We start from the raw sequence: 18,334 nt of genomic DNA, 5'->3' as shown, positions 1-18,334 counted from the left end.
CGGACTTGAAGAACTACAAAGACCTGTTGAAAACCTCGATCCTGAAGATCCAGGAGAAGGACCGTCGCATTGCCGAGCTCGAAGCCGCGCGCGATGAACCCGTGGCGATCGTCGGCCTGTCATGCCGCTTCCCGGGGGCCGCCGATCCGGAGGCGTTCTGGGAGTTGATCAGGAGCGGCACCGATGCGCTGACCACGATGACCGACCAGCGCTGGAACATGGACGACTACTACTCGTCCCGCATCGGCGAGCCGGGCAAGATCTGCACGCGGCGCTTCGGCCTGCTGGACGCGGTCGACCAGTTCGATCCGGCGGCGTTCGGGATGTCCGAGACCGAAGCGGTGTATGTCGATCCGCAGCACCGCCTGCTGCTCGAGCAGGCCTGGTTCTGTTTCGAGCGCGCGGGCCTGGATGTCGGCCGGGTGCGGGGCGCCGATACGGGCGTTTTCATCGGGCAGATGAACAGTGACTATGCGCGCCTGATCAAAAGCACCGGCGACCTCAATCCCTATGTCGGCCTGGGCAACGCGTTGAGCGCGGCCGCCGGGCGGCTCTCTTATGTGTTCGGCCTGAAGGGGCCCAGCGTGTCGGTGGACACCGCCTGCTCGTCGTCGCTGGTGGCCGTGCACCTGGCCTGCCAGAGCCTGCGCATGGGCGACTGCTCGATGGCGCTGGCGGGCGGCGTGAACCTGCTGCTCAGCCCCGAGGCGGCGATCGGCGCCTCGGTTTCGCAGATGCTCTCGCCGAACGGGCGCTGCAACACCTTCGGCAGCGGCGCCGATGGCTATGTGCGCTCGGAGGGCTGTGGGCTGGTGCTGCTCAAGACGCTGGCGCGCGCCCAGGCCGACGGCGACACCATCCTGGCCGTGATCCGCGGCTCGGCGGTGAACCAGGACGGCCGCAGCCATGGGCTGAGCGCACCCAACGGCCCGGCCCAGATCGAGGTGATGCGCCGCGCCCTGGCGAGTGCCAAGCTCGATCCGGCCGAGGTCGGCTACCTGGAGGCGCATGGCACCGGCACGGCGCTGGGCGATCCGGTGGAGGTTCAGGCGATCGACACCGTGTACGGCCGCGCCGAAGGGCGCCAGGCACCGCTGGTGCTCGGCGCGGTGAAGGCCAACATCGGCCATTGCGAGTCCGCCGCGGGCATTGCCGGCCTGATCAAGCTGGTGCTGCTGCTGCAACAGGGGCAGCTGCCGCCGATCGCCCATCTGGGTGAGCTCAATCCGCATTTCGACGACCTGAGCGGACAGCTGCTGTTTCCGAAGTCCGGTGCCCAGCCGTCCGGCGTCGCGCGCCCGGGCATCGCCGCCCTGAGCTCCTTCGGCTACACCGGCACCAATGCCCACCTGCTGCTGAGCCGGCCCGAGGGCGCCGGCGCAGAAGCCGCCACGCCGCCTGCCGGCACGGCGCGGCAGGCCTTCTGTTTTTCCGCGCACAGCGCCACGGCGCTGCGCCAGCAGCTGCGGCAACTGGCGCAGCGCCTGCGTGCGAGGCCGGCAGCAACGCTGCCCTCGCTGGCCGCGGCCGTCAACCGGGTGCGCGGCCGGCTGGCCTATCGCCACGCCTTTCTCGCCGGGTCGATGGCGGAGCTGCTGTCGCAACTGGACGCCGGGGCTCAGGCCGACTTGCCGCCGCCGCCGCTCGACGGCCGGCCCTGATCCTGCGCTTTGGCGCAAGGGGCTCGGTGCCGGTCTCCGGCGGCGATGCAGGCTGGCGCTCCCGCATCGAGGCGGCGGCCGGGATCGCACTGGCGACCCTGGGCACGGGCGCCGGCCATCCGGCGCTGTCGCGCCTGGCGGCCCAGTTCCTGCACGCGCAGGAACTGCTGTCCCTGGAGCTGCAGCCGCAGGCCCTGCACGCGGCCGGGTCCGGAGCGCTGGCCGCGCTGGCCTTCGCCGAGGTCCTCACGATCGAGCAAGCCGTCGCGCTCGCCAGGGCACTCGATGAGTCCGCCCCCGCGGCACAGCGCCAGGCGCTGGTCGACGGCCTCGATCTGGCCGAAGCGCGCTTGCCGCTGCACTTGAGCGCCGCTGGCGCCTGGCAGGCGTGGCCGCAGGGCCAGCCGGACCGGATGAAACACCTGCTGGCCGAGGCGCTGGCGAGTGCGGCCGAGCCGGACCAGGGCCCGACCCTGCCCCACCAGGCGGTGTGGGAGCTCGACATCCTGCGCCTGACGGCCTTGGGGGACCCGCAGGCCGAGCGGGGCGACGACGCCTGGGAAGCTCTGAGGGTGGACTTGTTCAATCGCGGCTTTTCGCCGCGCTGGCCGGCCCGTGGCGCCGCTGCCAGGGACCTGCCGCCCCTGCTGCCGGACTATCCCTTTGACCGGCGCCGCTACTGGTTGCCCGAGTTTGTCACCGCACGGGCGGCCTCGCTGCCGCTGGTGTTCGGGGCCCTGCGGCACGGCGTGTTCGACACCGTGCTGGCCGAGCCGGACGGACGGCAGCTGTATGCCGGCGAGTTGTCGCTGGCGCGCCTGCCTTTCCTGGCCGACCACGTGGTCGCCGGCGAGCGGGTGGTGCCGGCCAGCCTCTACCTGGACATGATCGCCGAGGCCTGTGCCGGGCCGGACGGCGTGCCGGCGCGGATCGAGCGCCTGCGCATCCTGAGCCCCTGCGTGCTCGGGGAGGAGCCGCTGGGCGTGTACTGCCGCATGGGCGTGCCCGAGGGCGACCGGGCCGAGGTCGACATCTACACCCGCTTGCCCGGCCAGGAGGCGTGGCGGCACCACGTCAGCGCCCAGGTGAGGCTGCGCGCCGAAGCCGCACCCCGCCAGCATGCGCTGGCCAGCAAACGCGCCAGCTGCCCGATGCCGGTCGACCTGGAGCGGCATCGCGCGCAGGCGCGCCGGGCCGGCATCGACTATGGCCCGTCCTTCCAGGCCATCCGCGAACTGTGGCGTGGGCCGGGCCTGGCGCTGGCAAACATCGAATGGCCGGCCGCCTTGCCGCGCGACTGGCCCGGCCGCGGTCTGCACCCGGTGCTGCTCGATGCCTGTTTCCAGGCCATCAGCGCCGCGATCGGCGAGAGCGCGGATGCCGAGGAGGCGCCCCGGCTGTTCGTGCCGGCCGAGCTGCAGGGTTTGCAGGACTCGGGCCGGCGCCCCGCCGAGCTCTGGTGTTTCGTGCGTGTCCTTGGCGCGACCTGGACCAGCGACAGGCAGTTGCACGAGGACCTGCGGCAGCGCGAGACCCTGGCCGTCGAGCTGCAGGCCTGGGACGAACAGGGGCGGGAAGTCGTCGCCATCGAGCGTTTCGACGCCGCGCTGTACCGTCCTCAGAGCCGCCCCGCGGCCCTGGCCGCGGCCCCGCAGGAAGCCTGGCGCGACTGGCTGCTGGACAAACACTGGGTGCCGATGGCGCCCCGCGACGCCGGCCTGTCGCTCACGCCGAGCGCCTTGCTGGCCTTGGCACAGCCGCGCTTCGGCCCGGCGCGCCATGTGGTGGACGCGGCCGTGCTGCAAGGCTTCGATGAGCTGGCAGGCCGCTACATCCGGCAGGCCTTCGACATCCTCGGGGTCGCCGAGGCGGCCCGGCCTTCGGCCGATGAGCTGGTCCAGCGCCATGGCCTGGCGCCCACCTACCGTCGCCTGGGCCAGCGCCTGCTGGCGCTGCGCGACAGCTTGCCGGCGTCCGAGCGGACGGCCCCCGAGATCGAAGCCGGGCTGCGCCGCACGCTGGGCGAGGAAACCCGCGAGCTGGACCTGCTGGTGCGTTGCGGTGAGGCGCTGACCGAGGTGCTGCGCGGCCGTGTCCAGGCCCTCGACCTGTTGTTCGAGTCGGCCCACTCGCAGAACACCGAAGCGGTCTACCAGGACAGCGCCGGCAGCCTGGCGCTCAACGACCGGCTGGCCGCCCTGGTGGCGCAGGCCGCCGAAACGCTGCCGCCAGGCCGCCCGCTGCGTATCCTCGAAGTCGGCGGCGGCACCGGTGCCACCACCGGCCGGGTGCTGGCGCAGCTGCGTGGCCGCCCGGTCGAGTACGTGTTCACCGATGTGTCGGCGCATTTCCTGCGGCATGCGGAGGAGAAGTTCCGCGACGCCGACGGCGTCGAGCATCGCCTGTTCGATCTGCAGCGCGACCCGCGCGAGCAGGGTTTCGAGCCGGGCCGCTTCGACATCGTCATCGCGGTCAACGTCCTGCATGCCACCGCCGATCTGGCACGCAGCCTGGACCATGTCTCGCTGTGCCTGGCCGAGGGCGGCCTGCTGGTGTTGCGCGAACTGACACGGCCCCAGGCCTGGCTCGATCTGAGCTTCGGCCTGACGCCGGGCTGGTGGAGTTTCACCGACTCGACGCTGCGCGAGCAGGGGCCGCTTCTGGAGGCCGAGGCCTGGGAGCGGCTGTTGCGCGAGCGCGGCTTCGAGGCCCTGCTGGCCACCCCCGAGCCCGGACGCACCGAAAGCCTGTTTGTTGCGCGCAAGCCGGCGCGGCGCCCGGCCGGTCACTGGGTCGTGTTTGCCGACGCCGATGGGTGGTCGGCACAGCTGCAACAGGGGCTGGCGGAACGGGGGCAGCGCATGTCGCTGCTCACGCCGGACACTGACCGGCCGCTGCAGACCCACGACGACCTGTCCGGCTGGTTGGCCGAGGTCGAGCAGGCCCAGGGCCCGATCACCGGCATCGTCTACGCGTGGTCCTTGCGCCCGGCGTCCCTGCAGGAGCCCGACCTGGCCACGGCGGCCGAGCCCTACCTGAAATATCCGCTGCTGCTCTGCCAGGCGCTGCTGGCACCGCGCTGGCGCCATCTGCATGCCAGCTTCCTGACGGCCGGGGCGCAAGCGGCGAGCGGCGCGGTGACGCAGCCCCTGCAGGCGCTGCTGTGGGGGCATGTGTTTACCTTCGTCAATGAAAACGCGAGCTTCGCGCGCCTCATCGATGTCGAACCCGGCGCCATGCCCGATGCCGCGCTGCTCGATGCGCTGGAGCAGACCGAGGAGTGCCAGCTCGCGCTGCGCGACGGCCAGACCTTGATGGCGCGCCTGCGTCCGGTGCCCTTGGAGGAGGCCGCCTCGGGCGCCATCTCGGCACAGGCCAGCTACCTGATCACCGGCGGTTTCGGCGACCTCGGCCTGCAAACGGCGCAGCTGCTGGCGGAGCAGGGCGCTCGGCACCTGGTCCTGCTCGGCCGCAGCCGGCGGGTCGAGGCCGAAGCCGCTCTGAACGACTTGCGCCGGCAGGGCGTGCACCTCCATGCGCTGCAGGTCGACGTGAGCGATGAGCCGGCGCTGCAGGCAGCCCTGCAGGCGGTGCTGCCCACGCTGCCGCCGCTGCGCGGCGTGGTGCATTCGGTCGGTGTGCTGGACGACGGTGTGATCGAACAGCAGAGCTGGGAGCGTTATCTGCGGGTGCTGCGACCCAAGGTGTTTGGCGCGATTTACCTGCAGCGCGCGCTGGCGGCCTGCGAGCTGGACTTTTTCATCATCTATTCCTCGGCCGCGGCGGTGATGGGCAATCCGGGGCAAGCCAACCATGCCGCGGCCAATGCCTTCCTGGACGCCCTGGCCTCATACCGGCGCGGCCTGGGCCGTCCGGGCCTGGCGGTGGGCTGGGGGGCCTGGTCGGACATCGGCGCCGCCGCGGCACGCGACATCGGCGCGCGCTTGAGCGCCAGCGGTTCGGTGGCCGGCACCATCGCGCCGGCCTTGGGCCGGGCGCTCATCGCGCGCCTGTTCGGCTGTGCCAACGTGCAGTTGGCGGCCTTGCCGCTGAACCGCGGCCAGCGGCTCGACGCGCAGCGCCAGCCGCAGGTGCAGCGCCTGCTCGCCGAGGTGCTGCGGGACGCCGGGCCGTTGGCGCCGCAGCCGGCGCGCGCGGCGGCACGCGACGTCCTGGCCGAGCTGCAGGGCAAAAGCACGCCGGAACGCCGGCGCCATCTCGAAACGCATCTGCAGCAGCGCGTCTCCACCTTGTTGAAACACCCGGGCCCGATCGATCTGCAGGCCAGCCTGTTCGAGCACGGCCTGGATTCACTGCTGGTCATCGACCTGCGCGGCCTGCTGGAGAAAGACTTCCGGCAGAGCTTCGAATCGACCTTGCTGTTCGACCATCCCAGCATCGCCGCCCTGGCCGATTTCCTGCTCAAGCGCCTGCCGGAGACGCGCCTTGAGGCGCCGGCAGCGGCCGTGGCCCCCCGGTCCGGCCCAGCGGCGGACGAGGACAACGCGATCGCGGTGGTGGGCATGGCCTGCCGCTTCCCCGGCGGGGCCAACACGCCGCAGCAGTTCTGGGAGCTGCTGAAACAGGGCGTGGACACGGTGAGCGCCATTCCGCCCGAGCGCTGGGACCATGCCCGGTACCACGACCCCGAGAAGGGCAAACCCGGCAAGGCCTATGTCGACGAGGGCTGTTTCGTCGACACGGTGGACCAGTTCTACCCCGAGCGCTTCGGCATCGCCGGCATCGAGGCGGAACTGATGGATCCGCAGCAGCGCCTCTTGCTCGACGTCAGCCAGGAGGCGCTGGAGAGCGCCGGCCTGGACCCGACGGCGCTGGGCGGATCGGAGACCGGCGTGTTCATGGGCGTGATGACCCAGGACTACCTGCAACTGACCCAGCATGTGCGCGAGCATGCGTTTTACGTCGGCACCGGCAGCGCCAACAGCGTGGTGGCCGGCCGCATCTCGCATGCCTTCGGGCTGATGGGCCCCAGCATGACGGTGGACACGGCCTGTTCGTCCTCGCTGGTCACGGTGCAACTGGCCTGCGCCCACCTGCGTTCCGGCGCCTGCGACACGGCACTGGCCGGCGGCGTCAGCCTGCAGTTGTCGCCCGAGCCGCTGGTGCTCGAATGCGCGGGCGGCATGCTGTCCCCCAGCGGACGCTGCCGCACCTTCGATGCGGCGGCCGACGGTTTCGTGCGCGGCGAGGGCTGCGGCGTGGTGGTGCTCAAGCGCCTGGCCGACGCGGTGGCGCAGGGCGACCCCATCCTCGGCGTGATCCGCGGCGCCGCGGTGACCCATGACGGCCGCGCCGGTGGACTCACCGTGCCGAACGGCCTGTCGCAGCAGCGGGTGCTCGACAAGGCGCTGCGGGATGCGGGCGTCGATCCAGCCGAGGTGAGCTACATCGAGGCGCACGGCACCGGGACCCACCTCGGCGACCCGATCGAGCTGAACGCGCTGCAGTCGGTGTACGGCAGGACGCCGCGCGCCGGCGCCCTGCACATCGGCTCGGTCAAGACCAACATCGGCCATGCCGAGGCGGCGGCGGGCGTGGCCGGCCTGATCAAGGTGCTGTTGTGCCTGCAGCACCGCATGCTGGCGCCGCACCTGCATCTCGAGCAGCCCAATCCCAACTTCGACTGGGCGCGCAGCGACCTGGCGGTCGTCGACGGCCTGCGCCCGTGGGAAGCGCCGCAACCGCGGCGGGCCGGCGTCAGCTCCTTCGGCCTCAGCGGCACCAATGCGCATGTGGTGCTGGAGGAATATGTCGAGCCGCTTCGGTCCGAGCCGCTGCCGGCCGGCTTCGTGCCGCTGGCCGTGCTGTCGCAGGTCAGCCGCGAGCAGCTGGCCAGCGACGCGGTCCGTTATGCCGAAGCGCTGGCCGACGGCTCGCTGTCGGTGGCGGACGTCGCCTATACCCTGAGCAGCTCGCGGGCCGGCTACCCGGTGCGGGCGGTGTGCCGCGCCGGGTCGATGGCGGAACTGCTGCGCGGCCTGCGGGCGCTCGCGGCCGGGACTGCTGCCAGCTTCGAGACGCCCGCCGTGCGGCCGCCGCTGGTCTGGCGCCTGACGGCGCAGGGGCCGCTGCGCTGGGCCGGGTCTGCGCCGGCCTACTACGACCAGTACCCGGCGTTCCGCGCGAGCGTCGATGCCTGCGTCGACGCCTTGCGCGCCCGGGGCCACCGGCTGGAGGCGCGTGCGCTCTGCACTGGTGAGGCCCTGGTGTCCTTGCCGCGGCTGCGGGCCGGTCTGCTGGGCCTGGCGTACGGCCGGCTGCTGCTGGCCCTGGGCCTGCAGCCGGAACGTTTGTATGCACAAGGCGTGATGCTGTTCTGTGCGGCGGCCTTGAGCGGCGCGGCGGACCTCGAGACCCTGCTCGACGGCCTGCTGGCCGACGACGTTGCCGGCTGGCGCGCCGCGCTGCAAAAGGTGCAAACGGCTTCCGGGGAGCCGCGGCTGAGCTTCGAGCCCACGCCGGGCTGGCCCGAGGAACTCCGGCCGGCCTGCGAAGCCGCCTTCCCGGCCGGCGCTGCCGCCCCGCAGGGCCTGTCGCTCGATCTGTTCGGCGGCAGCCTCGCACCGGAGCAGGATGGCGAGCTGTCCACGCTGCTCTGTGCCTTGCTGGAACACGGCCAGCGAGTCGACTGGCAGGTCTATTTCGCCCCGGCCGGGGCGCGCAAGGTGGTGCTGCCGACACGCCGCTTTCCGACGCGGCGGTATTGGGTGCCCGGCCATGACGCGAGCCCTGCGGTCGGCCAGGCCGGCACGGTCGGGCCGTTGGTCCTCATCACCGGCGACCTGACCTCGGCACGTGACGGCCGCCGCAGTGTCGAGTTCGAGCTGGACGCCGGCCGTTTGTCCTTCCTCGACGAACACCGCATCGGTGCCGTCAATGTCCTGCCGGCCGCGGCGACGCTGGCCTTGGTGCTGCAGGCCGTGGGCCGTGAAGGGGCGCCGTGGCCGGTGGTGCTGCAGGAGGTGCGTTTCCTGCGACCGCTGCGTTTCGAGCAGCGGGCGCAGGTGCAGCTGGAGATCGGCGCCGACGGCCGGGGTGAGCTGCATTACCGGCTGCCTGACGAGAGGGCCTGGCCCTTGTTCGCTTCGTTCACCGGACTCTCGCGGGGCGGCCCGCCGCCTGCGGGTGACGGCCTGCTGCAAGCCGAGCTGCGGGCGATCCGCGACCGGGCCAGCTTCCGTGTGGAAGGCAGCAGCTTCTACGCGGCCTCTCTGCCGCAGGACCTGCGGCTCGGCGACTCCTACCGGCGCATCGAGCAGCTCTGGCGCGACGGCCCCTGCGCGGTGGCGAGGATCCGCACGCTGGCGAGCGATTTCGTGCTGGATCCGCGCGTGCTCGACGCCTGCCTGCAAAGCGTCAATGTGCTGGGCGACAGCTTGGGCCGGGAGCCCGACGGGCTGTTTCTGCCGGCCTCCCTGGGGCGGGCGGAGCTGGCCGGCTGGCCGACGGGCAAGCACTTCTGGTGCCTGAGTCGCCACCTGCCCGAGGCCAGCGGGCCGACCGAGCTGGTCTATGAGCTGGCGGTGTTTGACGAGCAGGAGCGGCTGTGCGCCCGCTTCGAGCAGGTGAGTTTCAAGAAGGTGCCGGCGCCGCAGGCCGAGGGTCGCCTGCTGCACCAGCTGGCGTGGCAGGCGTCGCCGCTGCCGCGAGGTCCGGGGGAGTCCGGCGCTGCCGTGCCGGTGCTGTGGGTCGGTCAGGAGCGGCCGCTGCTGTCGCGCGTGCCGGCGGCCCTGGGTGCCGCTGCGCGGCGCATCGCAAACGACACAGCGGCGTCGGGGCCGGCCGGTCTGCGACAGCTGTTGCGCACCGAGCTGGAGCAGGCGCCCCACGCCCAGGCACTCGTGTATGCGGACCTGCTGGACGAGCCGGACGCCCAAACCGTGTCCGCCGAGGCCTGGGTGGAGCAGATCCAGGCCAGGCTCTGGACGCTGGCGCAGTGGCTGATGGTCGCCAGCGACAGCGGCTTGAGGGTGCTCGTGCTGACCCAGCGTTGCCAATCGGTCGCGGCCGGAGAAACACCGCTCTCGGCGGCCGGCCATGCCGCCGCCGCCCTGGTGCGCACGGCCGCGCTCGAGTTCCCCTCGCTGCGCGCGACCCTGCTCGACCTGGACCGGCCCGAGGATCCTGCCTGGCTGGCCGAGCTCACGGCGGCGTACGCCGGGCCGGTGTTCGCTTATCGGCAAGGCCAACGCTATCAGGCCGGGTTGCAGCCGATGCCGTCGCTGCAGCCCGCCGGACTGTCCGCCGTGCTGCGTCGGGGTCGAACCTATGTGGTCTCCGGCGGTTTGGGCGAGATCGGTTTGCTGATCGCCGAGAAGCTGGTGGAGGAGGGTGCCGAAGCAATCGCCCTGCTGGCCCGCTCTGCGCGGCGGGAGACCGCGCCGCGCCTGGAGGCACTGCGGCAACGCGGCTGTCAGGTGCGGCTGTTCCTCGGCGACATCGGCGATCGCGACAGCCTGTGTGAGCACATGGCGCAGATCGAGCGGGACATGCCGCCGGTGGCCGGCATCGTGCATGCCGCGGGGACTCTGTCGGACGCCTTGCTCAGCCAGCAGAGCCCGGCGCATTGGCGGCCGGTGCTCGGCGCCAAGGTGCAGGGTGCGCTCCACCTCTTCGAAGCCGCGGCTTCAATGAGCCTGGACTTCTTCGTGCTGTGCTCTTCGATCGTGTCCATCGGCGGCTCGGTCGGGCAGGCCAACTATGCCGTCGCCAACGCCTTGCTGGACTGCCTGGCGCAACGCTGGGCGGCGCAGGGCGTGCCGGCGATGAGCATCAACTGGGGCGCCTGGGCCGACACCGGCATGGCGCGCCGGGCCGAGGCCAAAGGCGTCGAGCTGCCGCAGCGCCTCGCAACCGACCAGGCCCTGGCCGCACTGCTGCGGCTGCTGGGTCAGCCGCTGGCACAAGTGGCCTGCTTCGAGGCCGAGGAGAAGCCCGTGCTCGACGCGCCGCCGGCCGTGGCCCGGACGGAGGACAGCGCACTGCCGGCGGACTTCGCGGCACTGCCCGCGGCCGAGCAGGCCGAGCGAGTGACGGATGCGATCCGCCAGCGGCTGATCGGCTTCCTGAAGATCGAGGCCAGCCAGGTGTCCGACGAACGGGCCTTCTTCGACCTCGGCATGGACTCGGTCACGGCGGTGGACTTCAGCCGCCATCTCGGCGAGGTGTTCGGCGTCGACCTGCCGGTGGACACCATCTTCGACTATCCCAGCGTGCGCAGTCTCGCCCGCCACGTGCTGCGCCTGCTCGGGATCGAAACACCGACCCGACAGCCAACGACGGCAGCACAGATGCCAGGGATGGAAGCGTCGTTGATGTCCATCGACGACCTGTCGACGATGCTCAAGCTCGAGCTGGGCGAGAACTGATCCAGACCCCTTTTTCATTCAGTCATTCAGGGATAGCGGTCCATGCAAGATATCCAACAGCTGCTCAGCAAGAGCGTGAGCGAGATCAAGCGCTTGAGGGAGGTCAACCGCAAGCTGGAGCACGAACGCAGCGAACCGATCGCGATCGTCGGCGCGGCCTGCCGCTACCCCGGCGGCATCGGCTCGACGCAGCAGTTGTGGCAAGCGCTGTCCGAAGGCCGCGACTGCATCGAGCGCATGAGCGATCAGCGCTGGCCGATGCAGCGCTTCCTGAGCGACGACCCGCATCAGCCGGGCAGCATCTACAGCGACGCGATGGGCCTGCTGGACGGCATCGACCGTTTCGATCCCGCCCACTTCGGACTGAAGCTCGACGAGGCCCGGCACATCGATCCGCAGCACCGGCTGCTGATGGAGATGGTCTGGGAAACCATCGAAGACGCCGGCCATGCGGTCGAGAGTTACGCGGGCAGCCGCACCGGCGTCTATGTGGGCATCATGAGCGACGACTACGGCCAGCTGCAGGGGCCGCTGGCGGCGGCCAACTACTACATCGGCGCCGGCATCGCCAAGAGCTGCGCCGCCGGCCGGCTGGCCTTCACCTTCGGCCTCGAAGGCCCGGCGCTGGCGCTCGACACCGCCTGCTCGTCGTCCCTGGTGAGCGTGCACCTGGCGGTGCAGGCGCTGCGCCGCGGCGAGTGCGACGCGGCGCTGGCCGGCGGGGTCAACCTGATCCTGTCGCCGCAGGGCACCGTGGTGGCCTGCCGTTCGCAGATGCTGTCGCGCAGCGGCCGCTGCCAGACCTTCGACGCCGGCGCCGACGGCTATGTGCGCTCGGAAGGCTGCGGCCTGGTGTTGCTGAAGCGGCTGAGCGACGCGCGCCGCGACGGCGACCGCATCCAGGCGCTGATCCGCGGTTCGGCTGTCAATCATGACGGCCGCAGCCAGGGCTTGACGGCGCCCAGCGGCCAGGCACAGCGGCGTGTCATCGCCGCCGCCCTGGCCGACGCCGGGGTGGCGCCTGCCGAGGTGGACTTCGTGGAATGCCACGGCACCGGCACCGCGCTCGGCGATCCGATCGAAGTGCGTGCCATCCAGGCCAGCTACATCGAGGGCTGCCAGGAGCGCAAGCCCTTGTGGGTGGGCGCGCTGAAGTCCAACCTCGGCCACATGGAGTCCGCCGCCGGTATCGGCGGTCTGCACAAGGCCATGCAGGTGGTGCGCCACCGGCAGGTGCCGAAGAACCTGCATTTCCGCGAGATCAACCCGCAGATCAAGGTGGACCAGCAGCGGCTGCGCATCGCCGCCGAGCCGGCCGGGCTGGCGGACAGCGGCCGGGTGCTGGCCGGCGTGAGCTCCTTCGGCTTCAGCGGCACCAACGCCCATGTGATCCTGGAGTCGTACCAGGACGAGCCGGCGTCTGCCGAGCCGGGGCAGCCCGTCGGGCTGTTCCGCCTGGCCGCGGCATCGAGTGCCGCGCTGGTCGAATACGCCGGCCGCTACCTGCAGCTGCTCGAGCGCGAGGGCGCGATCGACCTGCCGGCCCTGTGCCGCACCGCGGCCACCGGGCGAGGCGAGGGCGCGTGCCGCATCGCCTTCACCGTGGACCGCCTGGACGACCTTCGAAGCTGCCTCGAAGAGTTCGTCGAGGTGGCCGGTGGCGACCCGGCGATGCCGGCGGCCACCGCGTTTCCCAGCCTGTGGATCATCGGTGGCCAGACCGATGTGGACTGGACGCTGGCGCGCCGCCTCTACCACGGCCGCGTGTTCTACCGCGCCGCGGTGGCACGGGCCTACGCCTGCCTGGAGCCGCGTCATCCCGACGGTCTGGCCGAGTTCCTGCGTCTGCTGGAGGGCGGCGCAAGCACCGAGCAGGTGCTGCCGCATGCGGTGCACCGCTGGGCGCTCGCCCAACTGCTCCTGCATGTCGGTCTCAGCCCGCGTCGTGTCGCCGGTTTCGGCTTTGGTGAATATGTCGCCGCGGCGGTCGCCGGCCTGCTGACCGAGGAGCAGTTGCTGGAGCTCCTAGTCACCGGCGCGGTGCCCGCGGCCGTGCCGCTGGGCCGAAGCCGCTGTGAGTTCGTCAGCACCCTGGCGCCCGGGGCCGCGCTGCCGGCGGGGTGGCAGGGGCGGGCGCCTGTGCCGGCGGTCACGGACGACACGGCACTGCTGAAGGACTTCGCCGCGGGCGCGGGCGCCGGTGGCTTTGCCCGCATCGAGCTGGCCCAGGGCCTGGGGCTGCAATTGAGCGGCGAGCCGCACGACCGGGTGTTCCGCTGGGTGCACGGCGACACCAACCGCGATACCCGGCGGCCGCTGGAAAGTCTGTTGGCGCAGTGCTACATGGCCGGCCTGACACCGGATTGGGAGCGGGTCTTCGAGGACCAGCCGGTGCGCCGCATCGGCCTGCCCGGCTATCCCTTCCAGCGCGAACGGGTCTGGACCGACTGGGGCTATTCCTTTGACGCGAGCTTGCCGTCCACGGTCGGACAGCCGGGCCTGACGCGCCCCGCGCGGCGCGGCGCCGCCGTGGCCGGGCAGGGCGGCGAGCCGGTCGATCACCCCATCCTGACCTCGATGTTCGCCTGCCCCTCAGGGGCGCGCAATTTCTCCGGCGAGCTGTCGCTGACGAGCCTGCCGTACCTGGCGGCGCATCGGGTGCTCGGCGAACCGGTGGTGCCGGCCAGCGTCTACATCGACCTCATCCTGGCAGCCGGCCGCTGCTGCTGGCCGGGCCAGCCGCTGCTGATCGAAGAATTGCAGTTGCTGCACAAATGTGTTCCCGGCATCGAACCGGTCGAGGTCTACTGCCATCTGCGTCCGGCCGAAGGGGTGGTGGAGGTGCACAGCAGGGCCGGCGCGGGCGGCGCCTGGCAGCAGCATGCGAAAGCCCGGCTGAAGACACTGTCGCAAGCGCCCCAGCCGGCCGCCACCCTGGCCGCCTATCAGACGCTGTGCGACACCAGCATGGCGGTGCGCCGGTACTACCAGACCTTGGCACGGTCCGGCTTGAACTACGGCGCCGACTTCCAGGGCATCTTCGAGTTGTCCAGCGGCCCTGGGCACGCTCTGGCGAAGATCGCGCTGCCGCCCAGTGTCGATCAGTCCCTGGCCGGCTACCTGGCCCATCCCATCCTGCTGGATGCCTGCCTGCAGGCGATCGCCGCGGCCTCCGGGCCGCAGGCGGACAGCGGCGTGTTCGTGCCGTCGCAGATCAAGGGCATCCGCCTGTACAAGCCGCTGCCGGACATCCTGCGCTGCCTGGTGGAAGTCAGCCCCATCGAGCCGGCCGGGCCGGCCGGCGGTCCGCGTGCCAGCTGCGCCGCGCTCACCGTGCTCGACACGCAGGGCGAGTGCGTGATGAGCATCGATCGTTTCGAGACCACACGCTACCTGGCGCCGGCCGCGCGCCCCGCCGAGGACCCGGCGGACTGGTTCTACGAGAAGCGCTGGGTGCCCGATGAACGCTTCGATGCCGCGGCCGCGGATCGGCCCGCCACCACACCGGTTCACTGGTTGCTGCTGTCGGACCAGCGGGCTGCCTGCGACGCCCTTGAAGCCCACCTGCTCTCGCAGGGCGATCGCGTGACGGTGGTGTGCCTGGACGACCCGGCCAGGCCGGGACGCCTGAAGATCTCGCTCGCTTCGCCGGCCGACATGGAGGGCATCTTCGAGGTGGCCGAAGCCAACGCAGGTCCGGTGGATGCCGTGATCTATGGCTGGTCACTGGCCAAATTCGACCCCGCGGGCAGCGACGACCCCACACCGCTGCTGGACCGTTGTGCCAAGTACCCGCTGTGGCTGTGCCAGGCTGTCCTGCAACCACGCCGACGCGGCCTGGACCTGAGTTTTCTGACCCGCGGCAGCCAACCGGCCGGCGATGCCGCCGTCACCCAGCCGCTGGCGTCCCTGCTGTGGGGCCATGTCACCAGCTTCGTCAACGAAAACGGCCTGCAGGCCCGTCTGGTGGATCTGGACCCGGGCAGCGTCGACGACAGGGCCGAGTCGGTACGGCTGGCGCGCACGCTGCGGGACCGCGAAGAAGGCCAGTTCGCGCTGCGGAATGGCCGGCGCCTGCTGGCGCGCCTGCAAGCCGGCACGCTGCGGGCCGACCGTGCGGTCGGCATCGACCCGTCGGCCAGCTACCTCATCACGGGCGGATTCGGCGCGCTCGGCCTGGAAACCGCGCGCCAGCTGGTGCGCCAGGGCGCGCGCCACCTCGTGCTGACGGGCCGCCATGCCGACCGGCATGGCGAGCATCCGGTGCTGGACGAGATCCGTGCGGCCGGCGCGCACATCCATCCCTTGCAGGCCGACATCGCCGACACGGCCGCCTTCACGTCCCGGCTGGCCGAGTTGCTGCAGAGCCTGCCGCCGCTCAAGGGGGTGGTGCATTCGGCGGGTGTGCTGGCCGACGGTGTGATGGCCCAGCAGACCTGGGAGCGCTACCTGAGCGTCTTCGCCCCCAAGGTGACGGGCACGCTGAATCTGTACCGGGCGGTGCGCGGGCAGCCGCTGGACTTTTTCATCCTCTATTCATCGGCGGCGGCCTTGCTCGGCAATCCCGGGCAGGCCAACTATGCGGCCGCGAATGCCTTCCTGGACAGCTTTGCCTGGTACCTGCGCGGCATCGGCGCGCCCGGCCTGTCGATCAACTGGGGCGGCTGGTCGCAGATCGGCATGGCGGCCGGCCAGGAGCACCACCCGCGGGGGCGTCAAGACGCCTTGCTGGGCTTCATCCGACCCGAGCAGGGGGCGCAGGTCATCGCGCGCCTCTTCGCCAGCTCGCAGGCGCAGCTCGCGCTGCTGCCGCTGCGCCTGGAGGCCGCGGGCGGTGACGACGGAAAAATGCCCTACCTGCGCCGCTTGCTCAGCGACTTGGCGCACGACACGCAGGCGCCGGTGCGGCCGGCAGCTGCCCCGGCGTGCTCCGACAACCGGGAGCGCGGCCACGACGTGCTGGCGAGCCTCGGTCGCGTGGCGGGCCAGGCCCGGCGTACGCTGGTGCAGCACTACCTGAACCAGGTGATCACCGAGTTGCTGCAGCGCTCCGGCACGCTGGACGACCGCGCCAGCCTGTTCGATCTCGGGCTGGATTCGCTGCTGGGCATCGACCTGCGCCAGCGCCTGGAAAAAGACCTCGATTGCAGCCTGGCGTCGACCCTGCTGCACGACCATCCCACCCTGGCCGCGCTGACGGACTTCCTGTTCGAGCAGGTCGTCGGACAAGGCGCAGTGGCCGCACAGCCGTCGGCTTCCCCGGCCGACCGGGCGGATCGCACGGTCGCCCTCGAAGCGGCCCGGCCCGCGCTGCCGACTCCGGCCGCGCAGCCGGCCACCGCGCGCGCCGCAGTCCCGGTGGGCGCGCCTCAGGACCGCGACATCGCGATCGTCGGCATCTCGGGCCGCTATCCCGGCGCGCCGGACCTGCAGACCTTCTGGGACAACCTCTGCCAGGGCCGCGACGCCATCACGCCGGTCCCGGCCGATCGCTGGGACCATGAGGTGTATTTCGACCGCCGCAAGAACACGCCGGGCAAAAGCTATAGCGCCTGGGGCGGTTTCATCGAGGGGGTGGATCAGTTCGATCCCGCGTTTTTCAACATCTCGCCGCGCATGGCCGCTTTCGTCGACCCGAAAGAGCGCCTGTTCCTGGAGACCGTGTGGCATCTGATGGAGGATGCCGCGTATACCCGCGAGCACCTGCGCCAGGCCTACCGCTCGAAGGTCGGCGTGTTTGTCGGTGCGATGTACCAGTTGTATGGGGCCTTTGCCGGCGACGACGCCGAACGGGCCGCCACGGCGCTGTCCTCCTACAACGCCATCGCGCACCGGGTCTCGTACTTCTTCGATCTGCGCGGCCCCAGCGTCGCGGTGGACACGATGTGCTCCTCCTCGCTCACGGCGGTGCACCTGGCCTGCCAGGGCTTGCTCGACGGCGATTGCGAGCTGGCGATCGCCGGCGGCGTCAACCTCACCCTGCACCCGGACAAATACGTCGGGCTGAGCCAGGCGCAGATCGTCGGCAGCCATCCGGACAGCCGCAGCTTCAGCGACGGCGACGGCTTCCTGCCGGCCGAGGGGGTGGGGGCGGTGCTGCTCAAGCCGCTGGCCCGGGCGCGTCAGGACGGCGACCGCATCCTGGCGGTGATCAAGGCCTCGTCCATCAACCATGGCGGCCGTTCCACCGGCTTCTTCGCGCCCAACGCCGATGCACAGGTGCAATTGATCGAGGACAACTTCCGCAAGGCCGGGATCGACCCGGCCAGCATCAGCTATGTCGAGGCGGCCGCCAACGGGGCGAGCCTCGGCGACGCCACCGAACTGCGGGCCTTGAGCCAGGTATTCGCCCAGGCGGGCGTGAGCCGGGCGACGTGTCCGATCGGTACGGTCAAGTCCAACATCGGCCATCCCGAAGCGGCCTCCGGCATCGCCCAGCTGACCAAGGTCATCCTGCAGCTGCAGCACCGCACGCTGGTGCCTTCCATCAAGGCCGAGCCGCGCAACCCGAACATCGATCTGGCACAGACGCCGTTCCACCTGCTGGAGCGCTGCACGCCCTGGCCGTCGCGAGGCGAACAGCCGCGCCGCGCCACCGTCAGCTCGTTTGGCGCCGGAGGCGCGAACGCCCACCTGATCATCGAGGAGTTCAGCGTCGCACCCAGCGAGGCGGATGTGGCGGCGCCCGCCGCGCCGTGCTCCGAAATCGTGGTGCTGTCGGCGCCCACGGACGGGCAGCTGGAGGCGGTCGCGCGGCGCCTGCTGGTCTACCTCGATCAGATCCAGGCCGGCGTCCCGGGGCCCGACCGGCGTTGGCCCACGCTGGCCAATATCGCCCACACCCTGCAGACCGGCAGGGAGGCCATGGATTGCCGCCTCGCCTTGCTCGTGGGCGACCTCGACGAGTTGCGGCTTGGCTTGCGCCAGTTCCTGAGGACGCCGGCCGGACCCGCCGCGGGCGAGCCACCCGTGCTGATGCACCGGGGCAACCTGCAGGAGCAGCTGGAGATCCGCAACCTGCTGTCCGGCAAGGCAGGCGCCGCGATGGCACAGGTGCTGGTGGCCGAGGCTCAGCTGGAGAAGCTGATGCTGCACTGGGTGCAGGGCGGCACGGTGCCCTGGGAGGATCTTCGGCGCGGGCAGGCGGTGCAGCACCTGGCCTTGCCCACCTATCCCTTTGCGCGCTCGCGCTACTGGCTCTCCGGCAGCGTTGCGGGCAGCGCGGTGCAGCCGCCGCTGCCCGTCAGCGAAGGCGCCGGGCATTGAGGCTGTTGGACGCATTTT

The 18,334-nt window shown here is 71.2% G+C and carries 3 protein-coding genes; all 3 read left to right on the top strand.

Annotated features, from left to right (window positions below; translation table 11 throughout):
- Positions 1 to 5: 5 nt before the first annotated feature.
- From OOT46_RS11805 to OOT46_RS11795, 3 genes are read left to right on the top strand one after another with little or no spacing between them, the layout of a single operon-like run.
- Positions 6 to 1,661 (top strand): type I polyketide synthase, encoded by a 1,656-nt coding sequence (locus tag OOT46_RS11805; protein WP_265403803.1) that lies wholly within the window; start codon positions 6 to 8, stop codon positions 1,659 to 1,661.
- Between the two features lie 26 nt (positions 1,662 to 1,687).
- Positions 1,688 to 11,050 carry an SDR family NAD(P)-dependent oxidoreductase gene (locus OOT46_RS11800; protein WP_265403802.1) on the top strand — a complete coding sequence of 3,121 codons (9,363 nt, stop codon included), beginning with the start codon at positions 1,688 to 1,690 and terminating at the stop codon, positions 11,048 to 11,050.
- Between the two features lie 42 nt (positions 11,051 to 11,092).
- Positions 11,093 to 18,316, top strand: coding sequence for an SDR family NAD(P)-dependent oxidoreductase (locus OOT46_RS11795; protein ID WP_265403801.1), 7,224 nt, complete (start codon positions 11,093 to 11,095; stop codon positions 18,314 to 18,316).
- Positions 18,317 to 18,334 lie beyond the last annotated feature (18 nt).

It is taken from the genome of Aquabacterium sp. A7-Y (assembly GCF_026153205.1).
GTDB lineage: Bacteria > Pseudomonadota > Gammaproteobacteria > Burkholderiales > Burkholderiaceae_C > Caldimonas.
The sequence above is the reverse complement of the archived record's forward strand: the minus strand, read 5'-3'. Positions and strand labels throughout refer to the sequence as shown.